At 50.9% G+C, this 24305-nt stretch carries 25 protein-coding genes; 13 read left to right on the top strand and 12 right to left on the bottom strand.

The window, feature by feature from the left end:
- Positions 1-7 precede the first annotated feature (7 nt).
- Entirely contained in the window at positions 8-481 is a 474-nt protein-coding gene (ssb, locus tag AC9UG7_RS03890) for a single-stranded DNA-binding protein (RefSeq protein ID WP_509584411.1), read from the bottom strand.
- 70 nt (positions 482-551) lie between these two features.
- Complete coding sequence (locus tag AC9UG7_RS03885; protein WP_509584431.1) at positions 552-1751, bottom strand: MFS transporter; 1200 nt, start codon at positions 1749-1751, stop codon at positions 552-554.
- A 117-nt stretch (positions 1752-1868) separates the two neighbouring features.
- Here AC9UG7_RS03885 and radA point away from each other — a divergent pair, with 117 nt between their 5' ends.
- The 6 genes from radA (at position 1869) to waaF (ending at position 6565) form a co-directional block, all read left to right on the top strand.
- Positions 1869-3245, top strand: a complete 1377-nt coding sequence (gene radA / locus AC9UG7_RS03880) for a DNA repair protein RadA (RefSeq protein ID WP_509584408.1) — start codon at positions 1869-1871, stop codon at positions 3243-3245.
- Positions 3246-3399: 154 nt separating this feature from the next.
- Entirely contained in the window at positions 3400-3873 is a 474-nt protein-coding gene (locus AC9UG7_RS03875) for a diheme cytochrome c (RefSeq protein ID WP_509584405.1), read from the top strand.
- Between the two features lie 33 nt (positions 3874-3906).
- Positions 3907-4305: a glycerate kinase gene (locus tag AC9UG7_RS03870; protein WP_509584402.1), complete on the top strand. Its 399-nt coding sequence runs from the start codon at positions 3907-3909 to the stop codon at positions 4303-4305.
- Positions 4306-4365: 60 nt separating this feature from the next.
- Entirely contained in the window at positions 4366-5304 is a 939-nt protein-coding gene (locus AC9UG7_RS03865; protein WP_509584399.1) for a branched-chain amino acid transaminase, read from the top strand.
- 4 nt (positions 5305-5308) lie between these two features.
- Positions 5309-5518 carry a zinc-finger domain-containing protein gene (locus tag AC9UG7_RS03860; protein WP_509584396.1) on the top strand — a complete coding sequence of 70 codons (210 nt, stop codon included), beginning with the start codon at positions 5309-5311 and terminating at the stop codon, positions 5516-5518.
- Between the two features lie 39 nt (positions 5519-5557).
- Positions 5558-6565 carry a lipopolysaccharide heptosyltransferase II gene (gene waaF, locus AC9UG7_RS03855; RefSeq protein WP_509584393.1) on the top strand — a complete coding sequence of 336 codons (1008 nt, stop codon included), beginning with the start codon at positions 5558-5560 and terminating at the stop codon, positions 6563-6565.
- A 30-nt stretch (positions 6566-6595) separates the two neighbouring features.
- Here waaF and rfaD read toward each other — a convergent pair whose 3' ends face one another.
- Positions 6596-7558, bottom strand: coding sequence for an ADP-glyceromanno-heptose 6-epimerase (rfaD, locus tag AC9UG7_RS03850; RefSeq protein WP_509584390.1), 963 nt, complete (start codon positions 7556-7558; stop codon positions 6596-6598).
- 181 nt (positions 7559-7739) lie between these two features.
- Between rfaD and AC9UG7_RS03845 the strand changes: the two genes are divergently transcribed.
- Genes AC9UG7_RS03845 through AC9UG7_RS03825 form a run of 5 tightly spaced genes read left to right on the top strand, consistent with a single transcriptional unit; the run spans position 7740 to position 12810 of the window.
- Positions 7740-8312 carry a D-sedoheptulose-7-phosphate isomerase gene (locus AC9UG7_RS03845; RefSeq protein WP_509584387.1) on the top strand — a complete coding sequence of 191 codons (573 nt, stop codon included), beginning with the start codon at positions 7740-7742 and terminating at the stop codon, positions 8310-8312.
- 14 nt (positions 8313-8326) lie between these two features.
- A complete protein-coding gene (hldE, locus tag AC9UG7_RS03840; RefSeq protein ID WP_509584384.1) occupies positions 8327-9769 on the top strand; it encodes a bifunctional D-glycero-beta-D-manno-heptose-7-phosphate kinase/D-glycero-beta-D-manno-heptose 1-phosphate adenylyltransferase HldE in 1443 nt (480 codons plus the stop codon).
- A gap of 2 nt (positions 9770-9771) precedes the next feature.
- Positions 9772-10518 carry a glycosyltransferase family 25 protein gene (locus AC9UG7_RS03835; RefSeq protein WP_509584381.1) on the top strand — a complete coding sequence of 249 codons (747 nt, stop codon included), beginning with the start codon at positions 9772-9774 and terminating at the stop codon, positions 10516-10518.
- A 7-nt stretch (positions 10519-10525) separates the two neighbouring features.
- Positions 10526-11746 (top strand): O-antigen ligase family protein, encoded by a 1221-nt coding sequence (locus AC9UG7_RS03830; protein WP_509584378.1) that lies wholly within the window; start codon positions 10526-10528, stop codon positions 11744-11746.
- Positions 11743-12810 (top strand): glycosyltransferase family 9 protein, encoded by a 1068-nt coding sequence (locus AC9UG7_RS03825; RefSeq protein ID WP_509584375.1) that lies wholly within the window; start codon positions 11743-11745, stop codon positions 12808-12810. Before AC9UG7_RS03830 ends, AC9UG7_RS03825 begins: the two co-directional genes overlap by 4 nt.
- Here the strand turns inward: AC9UG7_RS03825 and AC9UG7_RS03820 are convergent.
- From AC9UG7_RS03820 to AC9UG7_RS03810, 3 genes are read right to left on the bottom strand one after another with little or no spacing between them, the layout of a single operon-like run.
- On the bottom strand, positions 12784-13551 hold the full coding sequence (locus AC9UG7_RS03820) for a glycosyltransferase family 2 protein (protein ID WP_509584372.1): 768 nt from the start codon (positions 13549-13551) through the stop codon (positions 12784-12786). The genes AC9UG7_RS03825 and AC9UG7_RS03820 overlap by 27 nt on opposite strands.
- A 1-nt stretch (position 13552) precedes the next feature.
- On the bottom strand, positions 13553-14317 hold the full coding sequence (locus AC9UG7_RS03815; protein WP_509584368.1) for a glycosyltransferase family 2 protein: 765 nt from the start codon (positions 14315-14317) through the stop codon (positions 13553-13555).
- Between the two features lie 36 nt (positions 14318-14353).
- A complete protein-coding gene (locus tag AC9UG7_RS03810) occupies positions 14354-15256 on the bottom strand; it encodes a DMT family transporter (RefSeq protein ID WP_509584365.1) in 903 nt (300 codons plus the stop codon).
- A 130-nt stretch (positions 15257-15386) separates the two neighbouring features.
- Between AC9UG7_RS03810 and uvrA the strand changes: the two genes are divergently transcribed.
- On the top strand, positions 15387-18344 hold the full coding sequence (gene uvrA / locus AC9UG7_RS03805) for an excinuclease ABC subunit UvrA (protein WP_509584428.1): 2958 nt from the start codon (positions 15387-15389) through the stop codon (positions 18342-18344).
- On the opposite strand, the gene AC9UG7_RS03800 is transcribed toward uvrA, so the two are convergent.
- From AC9UG7_RS03800 to AC9UG7_RS03775, 6 genes are all read right to left on the bottom strand, one after another.
- Entirely contained in the window at positions 18341-18697 is a 357-nt protein-coding gene (locus tag AC9UG7_RS03800; protein WP_509584362.1) for a hypothetical protein, read from the bottom strand. The genes uvrA and AC9UG7_RS03800 overlap by 4 nt on opposite strands.
- 131 nt (positions 18698-18828) lie before the next feature.
- Positions 18829-19677 (bottom strand): orotidine-5'-phosphate decarboxylase, encoded by an 849-nt coding sequence (gene pyrF, locus AC9UG7_RS03795; protein ID WP_509584359.1) that lies wholly within the window; start codon positions 19675-19677, stop codon positions 18829-18831.
- A gap of 55 nt (positions 19678-19732) precedes the next feature.
- A complete protein-coding gene (locus AC9UG7_RS03790) occupies positions 19733-20614 on the bottom strand; it encodes a uracil-DNA glycosylase (protein WP_509584356.1) in 882 nt (293 codons plus the stop codon).
- A gap of 24 nt (positions 20615-20638) precedes the next feature.
- Positions 20639-21142: a ribosomal protein S18-alanine N-acetyltransferase gene (gene rimI / locus AC9UG7_RS03785; RefSeq protein WP_509584353.1), complete on the bottom strand. Its 504-nt coding sequence runs from the start codon at positions 21140-21142 to the stop codon at positions 20639-20641.
- Positions 21139-21843, bottom strand: a complete 705-nt coding sequence (gene tsaB, locus AC9UG7_RS03780) for a tRNA (adenosine(37)-N6)-threonylcarbamoyltransferase complex dimerization subunit type 1 TsaB (RefSeq protein ID WP_509584350.1) — start codon at positions 21841-21843, stop codon at positions 21139-21141. The genes rimI and tsaB overlap by 4 nt, the downstream gene beginning before the upstream one ends.
- A complete protein-coding gene (locus AC9UG7_RS03775; RefSeq protein ID WP_509584347.1) occupies positions 21840-22814 on the bottom strand; it encodes a DMT family transporter in 975 nt (324 codons plus the stop codon). The genes tsaB and AC9UG7_RS03775 overlap by 4 nt, the downstream gene beginning before the upstream one ends.
- Before the next feature lie 10 nt (positions 22815-22824).
- On the opposite strand from AC9UG7_RS03775, the gene dacB reads away from it, so the two are divergent.
- Positions 22825-24288: a D-alanyl-D-alanine carboxypeptidase/D-alanyl-D-alanine endopeptidase gene (gene dacB, locus AC9UG7_RS03770; protein ID WP_509584344.1), complete on the top strand. Its 1464-nt coding sequence runs from the start codon at positions 22825-22827 to the stop codon at positions 24286-24288.
- The last annotated feature ends 17 nt before the right edge of the window (positions 24289-24305 follow it).

Here is a 24305-nt window from a genome sequence, read left to right as displayed (position 1 = left end):
ATGGCATTTAAAACGGGATATCGTCATCCATGTCATCAAAACCTGACTTGGCTGGTGCCGGCGCTTTGGCCGCCGCAGCAGGTGTTGATGCGCGCGGTGCACTGCGTGCGCCGCCATCTTCACTGGCAGGAGCGCCCATGCCTTCGCGTCCGCCGAGCAACTGCAATTCAGTGGCAATGATGTCCACGGTGTTTTTTTCGACGCCGGTGGTTTTGTCGGTGTAGACGCCGTATTTCAAGCGGCCTTCCACATAAATGGGGCGGCCTTTTTTCACGTACTCGCCCGCGATTTCGGCCAGACGGTCATAAAAAGTGACCCGGTGCCATTGCGTGTCTTCCACAGTTTCGCCGCTGGTTTTGTCTTTGCGCTTGGTGCTGGTGGCGATGGATACATTGGCCACGGCTTGGCCGCTGGGCAAATAGCGGACTTCGGGGTCCCGGCCGCAATTGCCGAGCAGTATGACTTTGTTGACGGATGCCATGGTGTACCTCTTGTGTGACAGTGAATAAATGAAGTCTTGAGGTGGATTATGCGTCTTGCTGACAGGCCAATCAGTGCGCCGTGCCAGTTGTAGGTGGTGCGCTACGCACGTAGCGTGTGCCCCAGGACACCGCCAACCAAACCAGCATCAGCAGGCTACTGGCCAGAAACACCCCGTGAGCGCCAACGCGTTTGACCAGCCAGCCGCCGAACGCTCCGCCGGCAAAAATGCCCAGCGACTGCAAGGTGTTGTACACGCCCAGCGCCGCGCCGCGTGAGCCTGTAGGAGCGAGTCGCGAGGCGAGGCTGGGTTGGCTGGCTTCCAGCACATTGAAACCGCAGAAAAACACAAACAGCAACACTGCCATCAGCCAAAGCTGCGGCTGACCGGCCCAGGCCATCCAACCCCAGGCGGCTTGCACCGTCAGCACCAGCGCGATGCAAGCCAGAAACAGAGGCCGCAAATGGCCTTGGCGTTCCAGCGGAAACAAGGTCATGCCCATGAACACAAAGGACAGCAGCACGGCGGGCAAATACACGTAGCCGTGGTCGGTGCTGGCCACTCCGGCTTGCACCAACAGTGCGGGAATGGCGACCCAGGAGGCAAGTTGCACCGCATACAAAGCGAACACGCCAAAATTCAATCGAATCAAATCCGTATGCACCAGCAAGCCCCACAGGCTGTGTTTTGATGTTGTGTGGTGTTGCAAAGGCATTTCAACCGGCGTCCACCAGCGAACAATCACCATACCGCCCAGCGCCAACAACAACGTCACGCCGAAGATGGCTGACAAGCCGCCCCAACCCGAGAGCACCGGCCCGAGCAACAGGGACAGCGCAAACATTAAACCGATGCTGCCGCCGACCAGCGCCATTCCCTTTGTGCGAACCGCGTCGCGGGTCTGATCGGCTAACAAAGCCGTGACCGCCGCCGAAATCGCGCCGCTGCCCTGCAGCGCACGGCCCCAGGCCAAGCCGTTGACGCTGGTGGCCATGGCGCCGATGACGCTGCCCAGCGCCAGCAAGGCCAATCCCAAGTAGATGACTCGTTTGCGGCCCCAGCGGTCAGCCGCCAAGCCGAAAGGGATTTGTAACGATGCTTGCACCAAGCCGTAAATGCCCATGGCAAAGCCCACGGCGGTCGCATCCTGTCCACCGTCGTACTGGCGCGCTTCGATCATGAAAACTGGCAGCACCATGAACAAGCCCAGCATGCGCAATGCGTAAATACTGGAGAGTGAAAACGCCGAGCGCTTTTCGGCCGGCGTCATGCGCGCGTCGGCAGGGGTGTCTGAAGAGGGAAGTGAGGACAAGAGCGGGTTACCTGTGAGAAAACCAAAGTGAACAACACACATTGTCGCCCATGACCCGCCCGTATCATGCAAGCCATGGCCAAAGACAAAACCCTCTTCAGTTGCAGCGAATGCGGCGGCACCAGCCCTAAATGGCTGGGCAAATGCCCGCATTGCGAGGCTTGGAATACCTTGGTGGAAAGCCGCGTCAGCGAGAACGCCGCAAGCAAAAACCGTTACAGCGAACGCTCCGGTTTGGCGCCTGCCTCACCAGTCATGGCGCTCAGCGACATCGAAGCGCAAGAAGTCGATCGCACACCGACCGGCCAGGACGAACTTGACAGGGTGCTGGGTGGCGGCATGGTCGAAGGCGGCGTGGTGTTGATCGGCGGTGATCCGGGTATTGGCAAATCCACTTTGTTGTTGCAGGCGCTGGATGGTTTGCAGCGCAGCGGTCAAAGCACTTTGTATGTGACCGGCGAAGAATCCGGTGCGCAAGTGGCTTTGCGTGCGCGCAGGCTGGGTTTAGACAACAGCAGGGTGAACGTGTTGGCTGAAACCCAGTTGGAAAAAATCATCAGCACTTTGCAATCGCAAGCACCGCATATCGCGGTCATCGATTCGATTCAAACGGTGTATTCAGATCAACTCACCAGCGCCCCGGGTTCGGTGGCGCAAGTACGCGAATGCGCCGCGCATTTGACGCGCTTGGCCAAGTCCAGCGGTACCGCCATTGTGCTGGTCGGTCATGTCACCAAAGAAGGTGCCTTGGCAGGCCCGCGTGTGCTCGAGCACATGGTCGACACGGTGCTGTATTTTGAAGGTGACACGCATTCCAGTTTCCGACTGGTACGCGCCATCAAAAATCGGTTTGGTGCGGTGAATGAAATCGGCGTGTTCGCCATGACCGAAAAAGGCCTCAAAGGCGTCAGTAACCCAAGTGCGATTTTTCTCAGCCAACACGCCGAACCGGTGCCAGGCAGCTGCGTCATGGTGACCTTGGAAGGTACGCGTCCGCTGTTGGTGGAAATACAGGCGCTGGTCGACAGTGGCGGGCCGTCACCGAGGCGTTTGTCCGTAGGCTTAGACCGCGACCGCCTCGCCATGTTGCTGGCAGTGTTGCACCGCCATGCGGGCGTGGCTTGCATGGACCAGGATGTGTTTGTCAATGCGGTGGGAGGCGTGCGCATCAGCGAACCGGCGGCGGATTTGGCGGTGTTACTGGCCATACAAAGCAGTTTGCGCGGCAAGCCGCTGCCTAAAGGCTTTTTGGCGTTTGGCGAAATCGGCCTGGCCGGTGAAGTGCGGCCCGCGCCGCGCGGCCAGGAGCGCTTGAAAGAAGCCGCCAAGCTGGGCTTTAGCGTGGCACTGATTCCTAAAGCGAATGCGCCTAAAAAACCCATAGAAGGCATGACAGTGCATGCGGTAGAGCGGGTTGATCAGGCGATAGCGGTGTTGCGACAGTTGGATTGAGACGGTCTACTGCGGGGTGTCATGCCGCGTACCCCAAGCATCAGCGGGCGACAGGGCCGGACAAGGCCGACAACCCATTGGTTTCTTGCGATGTATCAACATCACATGAGTATTTCATCTTGACAATGGACTTTTGTTTTGCAGAAAAGTCAAAATGTCACCTTTCCCAAAAATCGCAATACTGGCTGTTTGTCAGAGTGGCTTGATCTTGGCGCAAGCGCAGGTCAGTGTGCCTATGCCGACATTCACACCATACACGCAGCAATGCACGGTGTGCCACATCGCTTATCCGCCGGGCATGTTGTCAGACCAGGCTTGGCAGAAATTGATGGCTGACATGCCTGCACATTTTGGCGGCAGCGTCATGGTGAATGTAGACACACAACTAGAAATTTCTGATTGGTTACAAAAAAATGCGGGGACTTATGCGCCAGCACACACGCAAGACCCGCCGCAACACCGCATCACCCAATCAGACTGGTGGCAAAACATTCACCGCAGAAGTAAAAAAATCCCGGCCAGTTTCTGGAAACCCCCGGTGCGCTTAAGTGCATCCCATTGTGCGGCTTGCCACAGCCAAGCCGCATCGGGTGAATTCAGCAGCAAAACAGCCAAACTGCCTAAATAAATGAGCCAAGGCTGATTGCGTCAAAATCAGCGCATGAACTGGCGAAATATTTTTTTACCTGCTGGCCTGGCCGGCCTCTTGTATCTTTCCTTCCGCGCATGGGGCTGGTGGGGTTTTTCGCTTGTCTCTAGCGGCATCATTTTTTGGCTGTTGCAACACGTGACCCGTTTGATGAAAACCATGGAAAGCGCGGCTGAGCGCCCAACGGGTTCGTTAGACAATGCGGTGATGTTTCATGCGCAGTTGCACAAGGGACAACGCTTGCTCAAGGTCATCGGTATGGCGCAAAGTTTGGGTAATTTACAAACCGCGCAAGGCGAACAACCCGAAATTTTCGCCTGGCAAGACGCGTCTGGAGACCGGGTCGAATGCACCTTTCAAGAGGGCCGTTTGACCCATTGGAACTTGCAACGGATGGCTCATACACCCTAGCCCTTTGCGGGACGTAAAATCGTCTGCTTTGACTGCTGAACTGCCACCGAAAGGATATTCATGAGCGCCCTGCCACCCCCGATGCACGACCGAGACGGCAAAATTTGGATGGATGGCGAATTGGTTGAATGGCGTGACGCCAAAATCCACGTGCTGTCTCACACCTTGCATTACGGCTGCGGTGCTTTTGAAGGCGTACGTGCTTACGAAACCGTCAACGGTACCGCCATCTTCCGTTTGCAAGAGCACACCGAACGGTTGTTTAACAGCGCCAAAATTCTGCGCATGAAAATCCCGTTTACCCAAGACGAAGTGAACGAAGTGCAGCGTACCGTCGTGCGGGCTAACAACTTGAAAAGCGGTTATGTCCGTCCGTTGACTTGGATAGGCTCACAAAAACTCGGTGTCAGCCCCAAAGGTAACCGCATACACCTGATGGTGGCGGCTTGGACCTGGGGCGCTTACCTCGGTGAAGACGGCATGAAGCGCGGCATCCGTGTCAAGACCAGTAGCTACACACGCCACCATGTGAATATCACCATGACGCAGGCCAAAGCCGTCAGCAATTACACCAACTCCATATTGGCCAACATGGAAGCGCTGGACGATGGTTATGACGAAGCCTTGCTATTGGATGCTTCGGGTTTTGTTTCTGAAGGCGCTGGCGAGAATCTGTTCATCATCAAAGGCGGTGTCATTTATACGCCCGATTTGTCGGCCGGTGCGTTGAACGGTATTACCCGCAACACGGTGTTTCATATTGCCAAGGACTTGGGCTTGGAGATCGTGCAAAAGCGCATCACACGCGACGAAATCTATATCGCGGACGAGGCTTTTTTCACCGGCACAGCAGCTGAAGTCACCCCCATACGCGAACTCGACCGCATCGAGATCGGTATCGGCAGCCGTGGCCCGATCACAGAAAAAATCCAAAGCGCGTTCTTTGACATCGTCAACGGCCGCAACCCCAAGTACGCCCATTGGCTGACAGCCGTTTGATCACGTGAACGCCAACACCCTACCTATCGAACTCAAGGCGGCCGACTTGAACAGCCACGGCGGCGTGTTTTGCCCCAGTCCGCTGGCGCACATGAAAACCTGGAACACCCATCCCAAGGTATTTCTTGACGTGGCCCGCACTGGCGAGGCCAAGTGCCCTTATTGCTCCACGGTTTACCGCTTGAAAGACGGTGAACATGCGCACGCGCATTGAATTAAATGTTGTTGACCTAGGTGGGCGTATGGCCAAGCCATGACCCGAACATTGTTTATTGCCCCGCAATGGATTGGTGACGCGGTCATGACCGAACCGCTGCTGCGTGAATTACACCGCAGGGGCGAACAAATCACCGTTGCCGCTTTGTCCTGGGTAGCGCCTGTCTATGAGCATATGGCGTCGGTCTCTGAGGTAGTGACCTTGCCGTTCAAGCATGGCCAATTGCAATGGTCTGAACGCAGGGCTTTGGCGCGGCAATGGCGCGGTAAATTTGACAAGGCCTATGTCGCCCCCAATTCTTTCAAAAGCGCATTGATCCCATGGATGGCAGGCATTCCTGAGCGTATCGGCTACCACGGAGAGTCACGCTATGGCGTATTGACAAAGCGCTTAGCTAACCCCGACCCCAAGCAACTTGCGCCAATGGTGGCTTTTTACTTTGGCTTGGCCAGTGGCAAAGCAGAAGGTGGCAGTGGCTGGCGCCCGGTGTTGCAACGACCGACCGAAGCCGTGCGACACACACTGCAAACCTTTGCTTTGCATGCGGGAGGGTATACCGTGATAGCACCCGGTGCAGAGTATGGACCCGCCAAAATGTGGCCAGCCCATCACGTGGCCCGATTGTGTCAATTGACAAACAACCCGGTCGTGCTGCTGGCTTCCGCCAAAGAGCGTGACCTGTGTGTTTCTATTGCGGATAAAGCGGTTGGTGCTCAGGTTCAAAACCTGGCCGGCATCACCAGTTTGAGTCAAGCGCTTGATCTGATTTCTGCTGCGCATGACATGGTGAGTAACGATTCAGGATTGATGCACGTGGCCGCGGCACTCGGTGTGCCGCAGGTGGCTGTGTTTGGTTCAAGCAGTCCAAAGCATACCCCGCCGTTGAGTGATAAAGCACAGGTGGTCTGGTTGGCAGATGACCCTAATTACTCACCCGCATTGGACTGTGCACCGTGTTTTGAGCGTATTTGCCCATTAGGCCATACCCGTTGTTTGAATGATGTGAAGCCCGATCGGGTCGCGCAACTGCTACAGGCTATGTGACAACGCATCAAGCGCGTGACGACAAAATTTTCAGACGCGATTTAACCAGTCGAGATAAGCGCTGACGCCCTCGTCAACTGTCATGAATCGCTCGCCATAACCCGCTTGTCGCAATGCAGATATGTCTGCTTGCGTATAGCTTTGGTAAGCGCCTTTCAAATGGGCAGGAAACGGAATGTATTCGATGCGGTTGTCGGTTTGCCGGTGTTGCTTGTGCCAAGCGATAACAGCGTTTGCCACCTGATTGAAACTGTGAGCTTGACCGGTTCCTAAATTGAATATTCCGCTGACATGGGCATGGTCCATGAACCAAAGATTGACTTTGGCACAGTCGGCGACATAAACAAAGTCCCTCAACTGTTCTCCGTTGGCATAACCATCAGTGCCTTCAAACAAGCGGCATATTCCATCGTTTTGCAATTGTCGATTGAAATGAAAAGCAGTCGATGACATGCTGCCTTTGTGCGCTTCACGCGGTCCATACACATTGAAATAGCGCAGGCCCACCACCTGATGCCGCAAGCGCCCTTGCAGACTTCGTACATATTGATCGAATTGAAACTTCGAGTAAGCGTACATATTGATCGGCAGTTCGCAATGGCGTTGCTCAGAAAAGCCATGCTTACCCAGTCCATACACTGAGGCTGAAGACGCATAAATATAAGAGGCATTGACACGCTGGCACCAGTCCAGCAGTTGTTTGCTGTATTCAAAATTGTTGCGCATCATGAATTGCCCGTCCCATTCGGTGGTGGCGGAACACGCGCCTAAATGGAACACCGCACTCACATGACCCAAGTCTTGGTTGGCCTGAATTTTCGCCATGAAATCATCACGGTCTAGGTAATCACGGATGTGCAGATCGGCCAAGTTATGCATTTTTTGGCCGTTTTTTAAATGGTCAACAACCAGTATGTCGGTATGACCGCGCAGGTTGAGTTGCTCGATCAGGTTACTGCCGATAAGGCCGGCGCCGCCAGTGACGATGATCATCGTAGATAGGGTTCGTTAACAGGTTGAAAGAAGACATTTTGAACAACCAGCAACCAATGCAATTATTTGATGGGGTTGACAAATGACGCGTTGTAAACAAACCCTGACAGTATAATGCGATGCGAATTTAAAGAATACAAACCCATCACAATTCGACAAAAAACAAATAACAATTATTTTTATGAACCAATCAATGTTTTTGCAGCATGTGACAGAACATCAAGCCATTTGTGAGTGGGTCAAAAGCCTGGAGGACGACGTCAATCGGGTATCTCAAGTCATCTCAGCCGCGGTTAAAGACGGTGGAAAAATCATGTTGTGTGGCAACGGAGGATCAGCCGCTGACAGCCAACACATTGCTGCCGAGTTCATAGGCAGATTTACACAGGACAGAGAACCCATAGCCGCCTTGGCATTAACCACTGACACATCCGTATTAACCTGTGTTGGAAATGACTATGCGTTTGATCAGATCTTCGCCAGACAGGTTAAAGGCCTGGGGCGTCAGGGTGATGTTTTGATGGCTATTTCCACTTCAGGCCATTCGGCCAATGTCATAAATGCAGTCAAGCAAGCCAAGCTGCTGGGAATTACGACCATTGGACTCTTGGGAAAAGATGGCGGACAACTTGCCAAAGATTGCGACTTGTCGTTGGTTATTGCGCACCAGCAAACAGCGCGAATTCAGGAAATGCATATTCTCATAGGACACATTATTTGTCACAGTGTTGAAACCCAATTAGGCTTGGTCTGATTTCACCATCCATCATGATTGACCCCAACAAAGCAAGTTCTTCAGGACCCTACGACTTTTCTAAGGTCAGGGTATTGGTAGTGGGCGATGTCATGCTGGACCGCTATTGGTATGGCCAATCCAACAGAATCTCTCCAGAAGCGCCAGTTGTGGTGGTCAATATCAACCAAGAGGAAACTCGACTGGGTGGGGCTGGTAACGTGGCGGCCAATGTCGCCTCTCTCGGCGCGAATGCATTGTTAATGGGCTTGATGGGCGACGATCAGGCAGGTGTGCAATTGGAAACATTGCTGAGCCAAAAAAATATCATCTCGCATTTATTCAAGTTGCCCAACAAAACCACCATTGTGAAAAACCGGGTGATGTCAAGGCAGCAGCAAATGATCCGGCTTGATTTTGAAATGCCATATGGTGATTGGCCGCAAGATACATTTCTTGCTGAATACCAAAAGTTGCTCTCATCAGTAGACGCTGTCATATTGTCTGACTATGCAAAGGGCACGTTGGCAGACTTGAACCAACTGATTTCATTGGCTCGTCAAAAAGAAAAACCTGTTCTGATAGACACCAAGGGAAAAGATTTTGAAAAATACAAAAACGCTTCGGTCATCACGCCAAATTTAAGCGAATTTGAAACAGTAGTCGGTGTGTGTTCAAACTTATCGGAGATTGAAAGCAAGGGCGAGAAATTAAGAGAGGCATTAGGACTTGAAGCCGTATTGGTCACACGAAGCGAAAAGGGCATGAGTCTGATTTCCAAAGAGCAAATTCCTTTACATATCCCCACCGAAGCCAAAGAAGTCTTTGATGTCACAGGGGCCGGTGACACGGTGATCGCCACTTTGTCGGTGGCGATGGCATATGGTTTTCCTTTGAAACAAGCCGCGGTTCTGGCCAACAAAGCTGCAGGCGTGGTAGTTTCTAAATTGGGAACCGCCGTCATTCACATTGATGAATTGAACGAGCAAACACAATCTCATACCCAATCTGATCCTATTTACACAGCATCGCAACTGAAACTAATCATCCATAAAGCCCAGTCTGAGTCATTGTCCGTCGTGATGACTAACGGTTGCTTTGATATTTTGCATCCAGGGCATATAGATTATTTAGAAAAAGCCCGCGCCCTTGGTGACATGTTGTTTGTTGCTGTGAATGATGATGAATCTGTGAAACGTTTGAAGGGCGAAAAAAGACCCATCAATTCGTTGGCTTCGCGAATGAAAATGTTGAGTTCACTGGCTTGCGTCACAGGCGTGGTTGCATTTTCAGAAGACACCCCGGAATCGCTTTACTGTGATTTGTTGCCAGACGTGTTGGTCAAAGGGGGAGACTACAGCATTGATCAAATTGCTGGCGCAGATTGTGTATTGAAAAACAACGGCAAAGTCATGGCGCTCGACTTTGTAGATGGTTATTCGTCTTCACAGATCATCAACAAAATTAAAAACAGCTAGCCATGGAGAAACTATCAATAGATGCTGTTTTTATTTTATCGGTGAGAACGTTTGAGGACAGAATACATCATGTCAAACAACAAATGGCATTGCATGATCTTTCTTACCAATTTATCTTTGAATTTGATATACCAGTTTTACAGTCAGAAATATTAATCAATACCTTTGAGACCGAGGATGTTCTTGAAAAGCCACAGCAATCGCTGGTTTTGAAACACATACATGCTTGGCGATTGTGTGTTGAAAAAAATTATAAAAACATACTGGTATTCGAAGATGATGTCATTCTGAAAGAAAACTTCGTCACTAGACTCAATGACGCAGTCATAAATTTAGAACATAAACAGAATGCCTACTTGCTTTTTTTGGGAGGTGCAGATACGAAGGTGCCCGATGCATTTTTATTGAGTAACGATGCCATTGTGGAGCAACCCATTGCCACTGCTGAGGCTTACGTCACCAACTTATCGGCCTGCAAAAAAAGAATAGATTGGTTGGGTCAACATAAAGTCAACTTACCGGCAGATTTTTTGCTGAGGGCCATGGATCCTTTGTGTGGAATCACGCAGTATTGGCTGAAAGAGCATCTTGCCGAGCAAGGAAGTGTGACAGGCATATTTGCATCTAGCCTTGACAAACAAAGACAAAAGCATTCTTTGTTATTTAACTATCTTCGCTACCAGTGGCAAAAGATAAACAGAAAAAAACTTAGAAAATACTACGCCATTATCAAAAGCAAATTCAAATAAATAGCAAATGAAAATAGTTAAATTAGCACAATTACAATTTTTATTTACTGCGGTGATTGCGCTCAGCGTGGTTTCTCCGCCTTTGGCCAATTTATGTGAAGTGATTCTTTTTTTGGGCTTGTTTTTTTGTACTGCTGTCAATGAAAACTTGTTGCGTTATATAAAAACACCAGACTTTAAAATCCATGCCAGTTTTGTTGCGATGCTGATGGTAGGGGTGTTTTATCCCTTAGTAGATACGCAAACCTATTTGTCCAGCATTTTGAATTGGAGAAAATTTTTATTATTGCCTATAGGATTTATTTTATTTAACGAAAGTCAAAATCAAAATCAAAATCAAAAAGCACTTAAAGTAATTTTTTACTTGATACTGGCGCTGACGATTTTGAACGTAATTTATAAATCGCATCTGCTTTTCTTTTTTAATAAAGACGTCATTGCGTACCAGCTAGGAACCACATCATCTGAAGGTATGTTTGTTTCAGTTGCACTGGCAATTGTGCTGTCATCAATTTTGAAAAAACCTAAATTATGGGCGCCGCAAAACTTCATTGAAATAGTATGGGCCTGTTACTTGGTTTTATACATTGCAATATTCACAACCGGTAGAAGCGGGTATTTAGCGATGTTGGTTGTATTGATTTTTATGTCTATCAAATACATAAAAACACACGATCAAAAAATTGATATTCGGTCTTGGTTAGTGATGGCCGCAGTAGCTTTCTCGGCAATTTTTCTGCTCATCAGCAGTAAAACTTCATCGGATCGTATAGAACAAGCCGTGGTTGAATTGCAGCAATCTGAAAAAAACGCGAATAAAAATGTCGTGACTTCCATCGGACAAAGGGTCATATTTTGGAAAAATACTGTCGAAATGATCCCCCAATATTTTGTATTGGGCGCCGGAACCGGTGGATTTAAAGCGGCCTATACCAAGCAAGTGGCAGACAAAAGCGGATTAATTGCAGCAATCACGCAAGACCCACACAATCAATACTTGAAAATCTTGATAGAGCAGGGAATATTGGGTTTGATACTTTTCATCACAATGATCGTAAGGAGTTTGATGCAGACGCATAGCAAAGATGAAAATTACCTGTTAGGACCAGCTATTTTGTTTATATGGATACTGACCAGTTGCTTTAATGCGCACTTTTCGACGTTCATGGAAGGTACATTTATTTGGGGATGGATGGGTTTGATGAACAGGTTCGCGGCAAAGGTATGAAAATATTGGTCATTTGTATCCAAAGAATTGGCGACGTATTACTGACTACCCCTTTGATCCACTCGCTCAGGATGGCGTATTCACAAGCAGAAATAGATGTATTGGTGTGCCAAGATAGCGCACAAATTCTGCATGGCAATGAAGATATCAACCAGGTGATTGAGATTCAAAGAAATTCAAAAAAGTCAGAAAGACTGAAAGAAATCAAAAAACTTTGGAATCAGTATGACATGTCAATCACCACCATGCCATCTGACAGAGCCCGTATTTACGGTTGGGCAGCATCCAAGCTTCACTATGGAACCTACCTTGAAAGCGACAGTTTTCTTTTTAAAAAAATGATGTCGCATGCTGTCAAATTTGACAATACATCTATCCATACAGTTGAGATGAATTTAAAAATATGCGAGATGATTGGCATAGCAAAGCTTGAAACAGTTGTCACACCTCAATTACTCAATCACAACACTGTTCCTAAATTGGCTAAACCTTATGCGGTCATCCACCCTTACCCAAAATTTATATACAAGGAATGGCATAAAAGTGAATGGAAAAAACTCATCAAGCATTTGCTAGAGCAAGGCTTAAATATATACATCAGTGGTGGCAATGAAGCCAAAGAGATCGCATACTGTGAAGACCTTGTGCTGTCTGATAAGACCCTTAATTTGTCTGGGAAAGTCAGCTTTTCTGAGTTGGCAGAAATGATTAAAAATGCTGAAATTTACATAGGGGTGGATACATCAGTCACGCATTTGGCTGCAGCCACAGGTGTCAAAGTTATCGCTATATACGGCCCAACCAATCCTGTGAAATGGGGACCATGGCCATCGATCAGAGACGCACAAAGACCTGCGATTTGGTTGCGTCATGATCAAGTACCGCAACACCATTCAAATATCACGCTGATACAAGGCCAGCAAAGTTGCGTCCCTTGTGCCGAAGAAGGGTGTGAAAAACACATAGATAGCGAGAGCAAATGCTTGACATCACTGACAGGTGCATATGTGATCCAAGAAGTGGATAAATATTTAAGATCAAGCCGCGCGGCGTATGCGCTCTAGCAATTTGGATTTATTTTGCTCGGCCTGCGAACGGTTATTTTCGGGATGGTACAAATGCAATACCTCTGTGGCAAATGAGCCAGATTTGCGTTTTATGCCCGCAGAATGTAGGCGAAAAACCATGTCTGCGTCTTCATGGCCCCATCCTTCAAAAGTTTCGTCATAGCCGCCCACAAACTCAAAATCCTGACGCCAACAGGCAAAATTACAACCCTTGATCCCACGCCATTTAAATCCTGAATAGTAACGAACAGAAGATTGACAAAACTTGATATAAAAAGCTAAAAATTTATTGACAGATCCGTTTAAGCGTTTCCATAACAAATGGCGGCGAAAGCCAGAAATATCCCAGACTTGTTGTGCAATCAGTGATTGTGTGAATTTCTCATTCAACAGCACGCGACTGCCAGTCACCATATGCGCATCTTCGCTTAAGCAACGGTGTCTTGCGATAAAGTCAGGTTGAACAATACAGTCACCGTCTAAAAAAATAAAATACGAACCACGGCAATGCTTGACAGCCAAGTTGCGAATAGCGGCAAGACGAAACCCCAGATCTTCATGCCAAACATGTGTCAGTGGTTGCGAGAAATTTTGAATCAAAGCATCTATCAGTTGACGGGTTTCATCTTTAGAACCATCATCTGCAACCACGATCTCGAAATTGGTGTCGGTTTGCTGATTTAAAGATTGCAAAACCAAACTTAAAGCATCAGGTCGGTTGTATGTGCTGACAATCACACTAATTAGCACGGTCCACCTTTTGGTTCAAAAGCCATAATTTCAAATACCGATAATAACTACCTTCCGCATTCGACATAGACAAAGCAAGTCCATGCGAGCCATCTAAAAACCCCAATTTGAAAATATATGTTCTGATAAATGCCCACACACCATGCAAAACTGCATTCAATACACTGCTTTTTTTGCCAGCTAAAAAAGCTTGTTGTGCAGAGTCGGTTGAATACCGATCTATCTTATTCAGTACTTGGCTGAAATTGATGACGCTGTAGTGAAACATAGGTGAGTGTAATTTTTGGGCTTGCGTGTTTGTCAATAGTTTTTCGTGCACCAGATGGTCAGAAAATCGAGCGGTTCCACGTTTAAATAAACGCGTGACGTAATCAGGATTCCAACCCGAATGGTTGATCAAACGCCCACAATAAAAAGAGCGGCGCGGTATGTCGTAACAGTCGCTTAAAGGATGAGAAATAACCGATTGAATTTCATCCCGCAGTTCTTTGGATAATCTTTCATCAGCGTCAATAGACAGCACCCAATCCTGAGTGGCCAAATTTAGCGCACGATTTTTCTGCGCGCCAAAACCAGGCCAATCAGTGGGCGAAGAAATCACCGCGTTGTATGACTTGGCAATAGATAAAGTTTCATCTGTACTCGATGAATCGACAATCACAATTTCATTGGCAATCTCGCGAACCGACGACAAGCAAGCATCCAAATTGGCTTGTTCATTGCGTGTGATGACGATGACAGAAAGTGTGTGCATTGAAAAAATATCCGATAAATCAGTGAGGGGTCGAAATCATTGACGACGCAAACCCAGAAAAATGACAGCAGCTACAACGATCAGCGCACCAATGATTTGAATGGGTTCTATGCTTTGCCCCAAGATGGACCAACCCAACACCAAAGCGAACACCGGCTCCACATTCATGATGGCAGTGTTGCCAGCCACGCCAAGTTTGGGCAGCACCGTGAACATGAGTGTAAAGCCGCTGCCATAGAAGCAGGTTAAACCCAGCAAACCCAGCCAGCCGGTATCCGTTTGCGGCCAATGTGGGCCACCTTGCCAGCCGATCACCGCCAGTGCAACGCAGGCAGCGAGTAGCAAACTGAACAAGGTGCGAACCCTGCCATCAAGCCCAGTCGTTTCGTGCTGTGTCCATACCAACACCATGCCAAAACTGGCTGCAGCGGCCATGGCATAAGCCACACCTTCACCCATGACGGCCCATTGCTGCTGTGCACCCAAGCCAGATGCGGCACCCGCCACATCCAGCGCCAATGACAAACCTAGCAAAATCACCGGCATGGTCAACAGCACTTGGCGTTCAGGCGGTTGACGGTAAATCAAAAAGTTCCACCAAGCTGCCCACAGCGGGTAGGTGTTGAATGCCAGCAAGGCCAATGCCACCGGTAAGCGAGAAACAGCACCATATAACAGCTGACTTTGGGTTCCTATCATCACACCAATCATCACTAAACCGCGGATATGTTGGCGCGATAAACGCAACGGCACTCGAGCTAACAGGACCAATAAACCGACTACCAATGCCGTGGAGCCACTGCGAACGGCGACAGCAGTGGCCACGTCCAAGCCGCTATTGAAAGCCAAACGAGCAGAAATGTGATTAGCTGCCATCAACCATGCAACCAGTAACAAACTGGCAAAGCCTTGCAAAGTCAATGCTTTTGGATTATTCAATGAAAACATCTCAAGTAATGCGATGGGAATCTCAGTTGGACATGCATCTGAAATAACAGAGTGGCTATGATCGCAGGTTGCCCAAAATAAAACAGAACACGTGAATTCTCCCTCAGATGCCAATTACTTATTGAACCATGTCGGCGGACGTGGTGCGTTTGGTCAAATCAGCATACGCGGTGCGCGCACCCACAATCTGAAAAACATTGACCTGGATATTCCACGCAACCAATTGGTGGTGATCACCGGCTTGTCTGGTTCAGGCAAATCCAGTCTGGCTTTTGATACCTTGTACGCAGAAGGTCAGCGTCGTTATGTGGAGAGTTTGTCGGCTTACGCCAGACAGTTTTTGCAGCGCATGGACAAGCCCGATGTCGACTTGATCGAAGGATTGTCACCGGCGATTGCCATTGAGCAAAAAGCCACCAGCCATAACCCGCGGTCCACGGTTGGCACTGTCACTGAAATTCACGATTACCTGCGCCTGTTGTTTGCACGCGCTGGCACACCGCATTGCCCAGAGCACGGCATACCATTGCAGGCTTCCAGCGTGGCACAAATGGTGGATGCGGTGCTGGCATTGCCAGCAGACACGCGCATTCTTTTAATGGCACCTGTCGCGCGTGAACGCAAAGGCGAGTTCACCGAGGTCTTCGCCCAGATGCAGGCCCAAGGCTTTGTGCGTTTTCGGGTGGACGGCAAAGTGGTCGAATTGGCCGATTTGCCCACGCTGGTGAAAAATGAAAAACACGATATCGATGTGGTGATTGACCGCTTAAAGGTACGCCCCGACATGATGCAACGCATCGCAGAAAGCATGGAGACAGCATTGCGCTTGGCGGAAGGTCGTGCCTTGGTGCTGGACTTGGACAAGGGCGTGGAGCATGCGTTCAATGCCAAATTCGCTTGCCCGCATTGCAGCTTCGCCATTGGCGAACTCGAGCCGCGTTTGTTTTCTTTCAATTCACCCATGGGCGCATGTCCGGACTGTGAAGGCTTGGGCGAACAAAGCTTTTTCGATCCCGCGCGTATTGTTGCGTTCCCAGACATCAGCCTGGCCAGCGGCGCCATCAAAGGCTGGGACAAGCGTAACGCCTACTACTTCGCCATGCTCGAGAGTCTGGCCAAGCACTATGGCTTCGATTTGGACACACCGTTTGAACGTTTGCCGGAGAACGTCAAACAAGTGCTGTTGTTCGGCTCTGGCGAGGAAGAGATCAAATTCAGTTATGTGCTGGAGTTGGGTGCCAAGGCGGGGCGCAAAACCAGCAAGTCGCATCCGTTTGAAGGCATCGTGCACAACATGAGCCGTCGTTACCGTGACACCGATTCTTCGCTGGTGCGCGAAGAACTCTCCCGTTACCGCGGACACCGCGCTTGTTTGGCCTGCGACGGCACCCGTTTACGGACAGAGGCGCGCCATGTGCGGCTTGGCAGTGGCTTGCAAGCGCGCACATTGCATGATGTCAGTCACACTACCTTGTCAGAATGTCAGACCTATTTTCAAAACCTCAAGTTAGATGGCAACAAAGCCGATATCGCCGACAAAGTGGTGAAAGAAATCGCTAACCGGTTAAAGTTTTTAAACGATGTGGGACTGACTTACCTGAGTTTGTCGCGCAGCGCAGACACCTTGTCCGGTGGAGAAGCGCAACGCATACGGCTGGCTTCACAAATCGGCTCAGGACTCACCGGCGTGATGTATGTGCTTGACGAGCCCAGTATTGGATTGCATCAGCGCGACAACGACCGTTTGATCGACACTTTGAAACATTTGCGCGACATCGGCAACAGCGTGCTGGTGGTCGAGCATGACGAAGACATGATCCGCGCAGCAGACTTTTGCATAGACATGGGCCCGGGCGCCGGCGTACACGGCGGGCGCGTGATGGCACAAGGCACGCCTGCGCAAATCGAGGCCAACCCCGCCTCGCTCACCGGTCGTTACATGAGTGGCGATTTGTCCATAGCCATCCCTGAAAAACGCAGAAATTGGCTGGTACAGCAAACGCAAGCAGCCAAAGCCGCACCTGCCAGCAATGTATTTGGTAACCCTTTGCCGCAAGCCGCCGTCAACAGCGCCAAACAGGCGCTGACTGTCGTTGGCGCCCGAGGCCACAACCTGCAAAACGTGACGGTTGAATTCCCTGTTGGATTGTTTACCTGTGTCAGCGGCGTTTCCGGTTCGGGCAAGTCCACTCTGGTGAACGACACGTTGTATGCGGCTGTCGCCAGACAGATTCACCGTGCGCACGAAGAACCGGCCGCGCATGATGACATTCTTGGCCTCTACCATTTCGATAAAGTCATCAACGTCGATCAGTCACCGATCGGCCGTACGCCACGTTCCAACCCTGCGACCTATACCGGCTTGTTCACACCGTTGCGTGAACTGATGGCCGAAGTGCCGATGGCGCGTGAAAGAGGTTATGGCCCTGGGCGGTTTTCGTTCAATGTGGACGGCGGGCGTTGCAGTGCTTGCCAAGGTGACGGCATGGTCAAAGTGGAAATGCATTTTTTGCCAGACGTTTACGTGCCATGCGATGTATGTGTGGGACAGCGTTACAACCGCGAAACCTTGGCCGTGCAATACAAAGGCAAAAACATTGCTCAGATATTGAATATGACAGTGGAAGATGCGCTGGCCTTTTTCAAGGCAGTGCCGACGCTGGCGCGTAAATTGAACACCTTGATGGAAGTGGGCTTAGGCTACATCCGATTGGGACAGTCTGCTACGACCTTGTCTGGTGGCGAAGCGCAGCGGGTCAAGCTGGCGCTGGAACTCAGCAAGCGCGATACAGGCAGAACGCTTTATATTTTGGATGAGCCGACCACAGGTTTGCATTTTGCCGATATCAATTTGTTACTCAAAGTGCTGCGACAGTTGGTTGACGCGGGCAACACCATGGTCGTGATTGAACACAACTTGGACGTGATCAAAACCGCCGATTGGGTGATAGACATGGGGCCGCTTGGGGGCAGTGGTGGCGGGCAGGTGGTAGCTGTCGGTACCCCTGAGCAAATTGCACACAACCCTGACAGCGTGACAGGGCGTTATTTGCAGCGTTTATTGCACAAAGAGCTTTAACTCAGGCTAGCCGAATAAATCTTTGCAGCAGCATCGGCCAACGAATCTGCATAGTTCAATGCAGTAGATGTAGGAATCAGGTATTTCGTGCGCCGGTTCGTGCCTTCATACACCAGTTCGAGCAGACCTAATTGCAATAAATCATTGATCTTGCGATACAGCATGGCAGGTGAGCCTATGCTTTTCATGTTCATTGCTTGGGTGACGTTCAGGGGTTGTTTTTTTCCATGGGCAATCAATACTTGCATCAACAGAATTTGTGCATCTAAGTCGGGTAATTTGTCTTGATGTTGATGCTGAATGAGACTGACAGTTTCTAAAAAAGAAAAAAAAGGAGATCGGTTCGATGTCATATACACATTATTTTTTTAATAGCGTAACCATATCGCATAATTCGAAAACACACATTAACCTATTGATTTGAATTACTTTTTTATGAAAATAATGATTAAAAAAACAAATACGATCAATAAGCCATCCTAAATTAAGAAATAACTTCTGTGGCCAAAGCCAAGGTGTTTCTGGCTTCCATCGCTGCATGTCTGGCGGCTTGGGCAAACGTTGAATCCGCGGATGCGTACAAAATGGCGCGTGATGAATTGACGATGATGGGGCCTGTGATTTGCTTGCCTTGCTGACGCAGTCCGGCCCGCACGGTTGAAACGGGGTCGCCCCCTTGTGCACCTATACCGGGAATCAATAGCGGTAAGGTGGGTGCAAGTTCGCGAACACGTGCAATGTCTTGAGGGTAGGTGGCGCCCACCACCAAGCCCAGTTGCCCGTTGGTGTTCCACGGGCCCTGGGCCAGTAGCGCAATATGTTCAAACAAACGCGGCTCACCCGCCACATCTGCCAAGCGTTGGGTTTGCAAGTCATCACCGCCAGGGTTGGATGTGCGACACAGCAAAAAAGCACCTTTGCCATGGCGTTTTACATAGGGCTCAACAGAATCAAAACCCATGAAGGGAGACAAGGTCACCGCGTCGGCGCCGTAACGCTCGAACGCTTCAATCGCATATTGTTCGGCGGTGCTGCCGATGTCACCGCGCTTGGCATCCAAAATCACTGGCACCGCTGGCGCCACTTGGCGTATGTGAGCGATCAATTGTTCAAGTTGTGGTTCAGCACGGTGGGCTGCAAAGTAAGCGATTTGAGGTTTGAATGCACAGACCAGGTCGTGCGTGGCGTCCACAATCTGAGCGCAAAAATCAAAAATATGCGAGGACTGATGGTGAAAATGTGCGGGAAATTGAGAGGGCTCGGGGTCTAGGCCGACACACAACATAGACGCATGTGCAATGCTGGCTTGGTGTAGTTGTTCGATGAAAGTCATGGCCTTGATTGTAGGCAGTCAGCTTGTGTAGCAAGCTGACTTGTTAAACGCAGCTTCAATGGTTAGAGCCACGTAAGCGGTCCATGGCTAGGCATAAATCATTCCAGGTCTTTGCTTTGTCTGCAGGTGTTCTGAGCAGAGACGAGGGGTGGTAGGTCACCATCACCGCATGGCCGTAGGCTTGGTGAAACTGCCCGCGCAATTTGCCCAGCGGTATCTGGCTGACAGCTTCCACACTGTCATGCAGCACGGACTGAGCAGCCAATCGACCTAACACCAGAATCATGCGAGGTTGTAGCAACTCGATCTGCCTTTTCAAATAATGTCGGCATTGGGACAATTCGAAGTCGGAAGGATGGTGATGCGCTGCCGGCCGGCATTTCATGGCATTCACCAACACCACCGTTTCGTTGGCCGCTCCCATTTGTTGGCGTTTCAAACCCATGGCGTGCAGCATGGCATCAAGCAGCACACCCTCGGGACCGCTGAAAGGAATACCGCTGGCATCTTCAGCGTCATTGGGCGCATCTCCAATCACCAACCAGTCGGTCTCGCGGTTGTCACTGGCAGGCATGCCATCAGAAAACACACTTCGCTGGCGGCTATGGCAGACATCACAAGCGGTGCATTGAGCCGCAGCAGTTTGTAAATCCTGCCAACCCATTTGGGCCAGACCTGGGGGCAGCGGTTGGGCGCTTGGGCTGGCAGCAACCGCAATGGGTTCATCGCTTACCGGTTGCGATACCACCGTCTTGGGTCGGCTTGGAGGCATACGGACAGCGGGCGATGGGGTCGCTTCAAAAGCGGGTTTTGACTGCAAACGCTGCGAGTCGTTGGCTTCGGAGCTATCAGGCAAGCTTGGCGCAACAGGTTGCCAGACACGCACGCCGATTTCTGCCAGCATGGCGCGTTGTCGGGAATCTAAAAGAAGTGTCATGGTGCGTAAGTTACCACTGATGCTTCACCAATTCAGCGACATGACCACCGCGTCTTCGCGTTTCCCGTGATGGGCGGGGTAATAGCCATGGCGCACACCATCATGGACAAAGCCGAAAGCTGTGTAAATGGCGATGGCACGCTGATTACTTTGACGCACCTCTAGCCAAATGCTGTGCAAGCCTTGTGCCGAACCCCATTCACGCAAATGCGTCAGCATGGCATGCGCCAAGCCCTGGCGTTGGTAATTCGGTGAAACGGTGAAATTGAGCAGGTGTGCTTCGTCTGCGCCGCGCATGGCAACCAAATAACAGCGCAATGTCTGGTCTTGAAACCATGCGGGCATGTAATAACCGCTGATGATGGAGTCGACAAAATTTCCATGGCTCCAAGGGTGTGAATAAGCGCTTTGTTCAATACCTATCACTTGATCCAACATGTCATGTGTCATGTTGCAAGGTATGCCTGGCCCGTTGGCTGCTGCGCCATTCTCTCGGTCTTTAAATGACGGTTTGTGAAACAGATTCATGGTCTGTTTAATTTATCAGCCAAACGTTGCACTGTGGTGCGAGCAACTTCATCGCGGACATACAGTGGCGCCGCATCATGCGCAGACACCCAGTCGCCACGATCCCACGCGGCACCAGCCAAGCGCAACATGGCGCTGGCATCCGGCCATAGTTCTTGGCTGGTGTGAGGCGGCAAAAGTAAGTGCTGCAAGTCTGCCTGCAGACTGGTGACTGCATTACCGGCCAACAACGCAGAGCTGGACTGCCAATGTGAGGGCCAAGTCAGTTCATCGGGGCGGCTTAGTTGCGCTGGATACAAGCCAGTCCAACCACGCGTCGAGTATTCATAAGCAGCGTGGTACACCTGTCCCATGCGGGCATCCAATACAGCAAGCACCCGCTTATGTTCAGGTCGCGTGGCTTCTGCCATACACATCAAGGTATCAACAGGTAACAACGGAATACCCAAACCCAAGGCCAAACCCTGAGACACCGAGCAAGCGGTACGCAAACCAGTGAAAGCGCCTGGGCCACGGCCAAAAGCAATGGCTTGCAAACTGTCCAAAGACAGATGGGCTTGTTTCAATACATCCAACACCGCTTGAATCAAGCCTGCGGAGGCTTGTGCACCTGCAGCGCCTTGATGGGTGGCTATGCGTTGTCCATTTTGCGCGGCCAGCGACAACCGTTCGGTGCTGGTGTCGATAGCCAATAACTTCATGCAGGCACTTTCAACACCGAAGCGCGGGACGATTGCACACCGAATACGATGCCTAAAGTCACCAAGGACAAGCCAATCAAGACTTGCCAATTTAACGGCTCCTTTAAAAACAGCACGGCACCTAGCGCTGACAGCCCGGGCACCAGCGAGGTCAGCATGGTAGAGCGCACCGGTCCATAGGCACGGATCATTAAGTTAAAACTGATGCCAGAAAGTACCACGGAGCCACCACCTTGGAACAAGGCTTGCCAAAGCACTTCGCTCCACGGCGCGGTCCATAAATGTGTGGGTAACACACCGAACGCACACAGCAAAAGATAGGCAGGCACAAAGCTAAAAAAAGCAAAGCAGGTGATGGCGGTGGTGGCATACACCGGCTCGAGTTGGTAGCGGCGGCTGAGCACGCTGTAAGTAGACCAACAAAAACTTGCACACATGAACAAAATATCGCCCACCCAAACGGTGCCGCCGTCAAACGCATGCAGCAAGCTGCTGCCACCGACCAACAAGTCGCCGCCAATGATCATGGCCAGCCCGATCAATCGGTAGCCATGCAAGCGTTCTCCCAAAATAAAGACAGCCAGCACACTGGTCCATAGAGGCAGGCTGCCCGGCATAAGCACAGAGCCATGCGCAGCAGGCGCATAAAAGAAACCGCTGTAGGCAAACACGGCATACGCAAACCCGCCGAAAAACCCCGTGATGACCGTGATGCGCCATGGCAATGGCGACAAGCCCCCAAACGACCCCCTGTCGGGCTGGCTCAAGCGCACTTGTCGCATGTTCCACCAGGACCAAGGCAACAACAAGGCGCTTGCTCCCATGATGCGTGCCCAAGTGATATCCAACGGCAGCAATTGATGCTGTGCTGAAGCACGCGCGATGATGATGAAGGCGGTCCAAATCGATACCGTGACCACGGCAGCCCATAAACCGCTGCGGCGTGAGGCGCCACTGAGCAGTTGCTTCATGAAAGTTTGCATGGCCTCATTATCTGTGCTGCATACACAAGGGTTTGATAATGAGGGGATGAATTTCCGCCCATTGAGAAACATCTTCATCGCTGTTGCCTACAGCTTGCTTTGTGTGACCGCCTGGTCACAAGTGGCTGTAGGTTTGCCCGCGGGGGTTCAAGAGGCCCTGAAAGCCGCCCGTTTACCAGCGGATGCGTTAAGCGTGGTGGTGTTGCCGGTACAAGCGGGAAGCGCCCGCTTGCAGCACTTGGCAACGCAACCGCGCAACCCGGCCTCGCTGATGAAACTGCTCACCACCACGGCTGCCTTGGACATGCTGGGCATACCCTTTACATGGCGCACCTATGTATACATGGATGGTCCGATCCGGGACGGTGTTTTGCTGGGCAATCTTTATGTGCAAGGCAGTGGCGACCCGCGTTTGGGCGTGGAACAGCTGTGGTTGTTGATGCGCCGGCTGCAGGGGTTAGGGCTGCGTCATATCCAAGGCCAAATCGTGCTTGATCGCACCGTTTTCAATCTGCCGGCGCAAGACCCCGGTGGTTTTGACGGTGAGCCCCTGCGCCCCTACAACGCAGCGCCTGATGGCTTGCTCATCAATTTCAAATCTTTGTTGTTGCAATTCACCCCAGATCCTGTCCGTAAAGTAGCCCATGTGCATGTCGAGCCGCCGTTGGCCGGCGTCAAAGTACAAACCTCTGTGCCCTTGTCTACGGCCGAATGCGGGGATTACCGCAGCGGCTTGAAAGCGGATTTTCAAAACCCATTGAACATGGTGTTTGCAGGCAGTTATCCCTTGTCATGCGGAGAAAAAACCTGGCCCTTGGCCTACACCGACCCCGACCGATTTGCAGCACGCGCGATCCACGGTATGTGGTTACATCTGGGCGGACAACTCACCGGCAGCGTGCGTGACGGTTTGGTGCCTCAGGGTTTAAAGCCAGTCTTGTTCCATGAGTCACCGACCTTGGCCGAAGTGGTTCGTGACATCAACAAGTTCAGCAACAACGTGATGGCCGAGCAATTGTTTTTGACCTTGGCCGTGCAAAAACGCAACAGCGGCACGCCAGCCATGGCGGTGGAGGTGTTGCAAGACTGGTGGCGAGATCGCATACAAGCAGATATCCCGCAACTTGACAAAGGCTCTGGTCTGAGCCGTGAGTCGCGCATCAGTGCACAAGCCTTGGCCGCATTGTTGCAATGGGCATGGACGCAGCCGTTCATGCCGGAATTGTTGGCTTCGTTACCGCTGACAGGACAAGACGGCACGTTGAAACGCAGCAAAAGCAGTGCGGCGGCGCATTTGAAAACCGGAAGCCTGCGCGATGTCATGGGGATTGCGGGGTATGTGGATGCAGCTAACGGCCAACGCTATGTGTTGGTCGCTATGGTTAACCATGCCAACGCCTCTCAGGCGCGACCCGTCATGGAAGCCTTGATCGACTGGACTGCAGGCAAAGACAACCGCTGATACACCTGTCAAAGAAA

The organism is Limnohabitans sp. (assembly GCF_046052765.1).
In the GTDB taxonomy this organism is placed as follows: domain Bacteria; phylum Pseudomonadota; class Gammaproteobacteria; order Burkholderiales; family Burkholderiaceae_C; genus Limnohabitans.
This window is presented reverse-complemented; position numbering and strand designations above follow the sequence as displayed.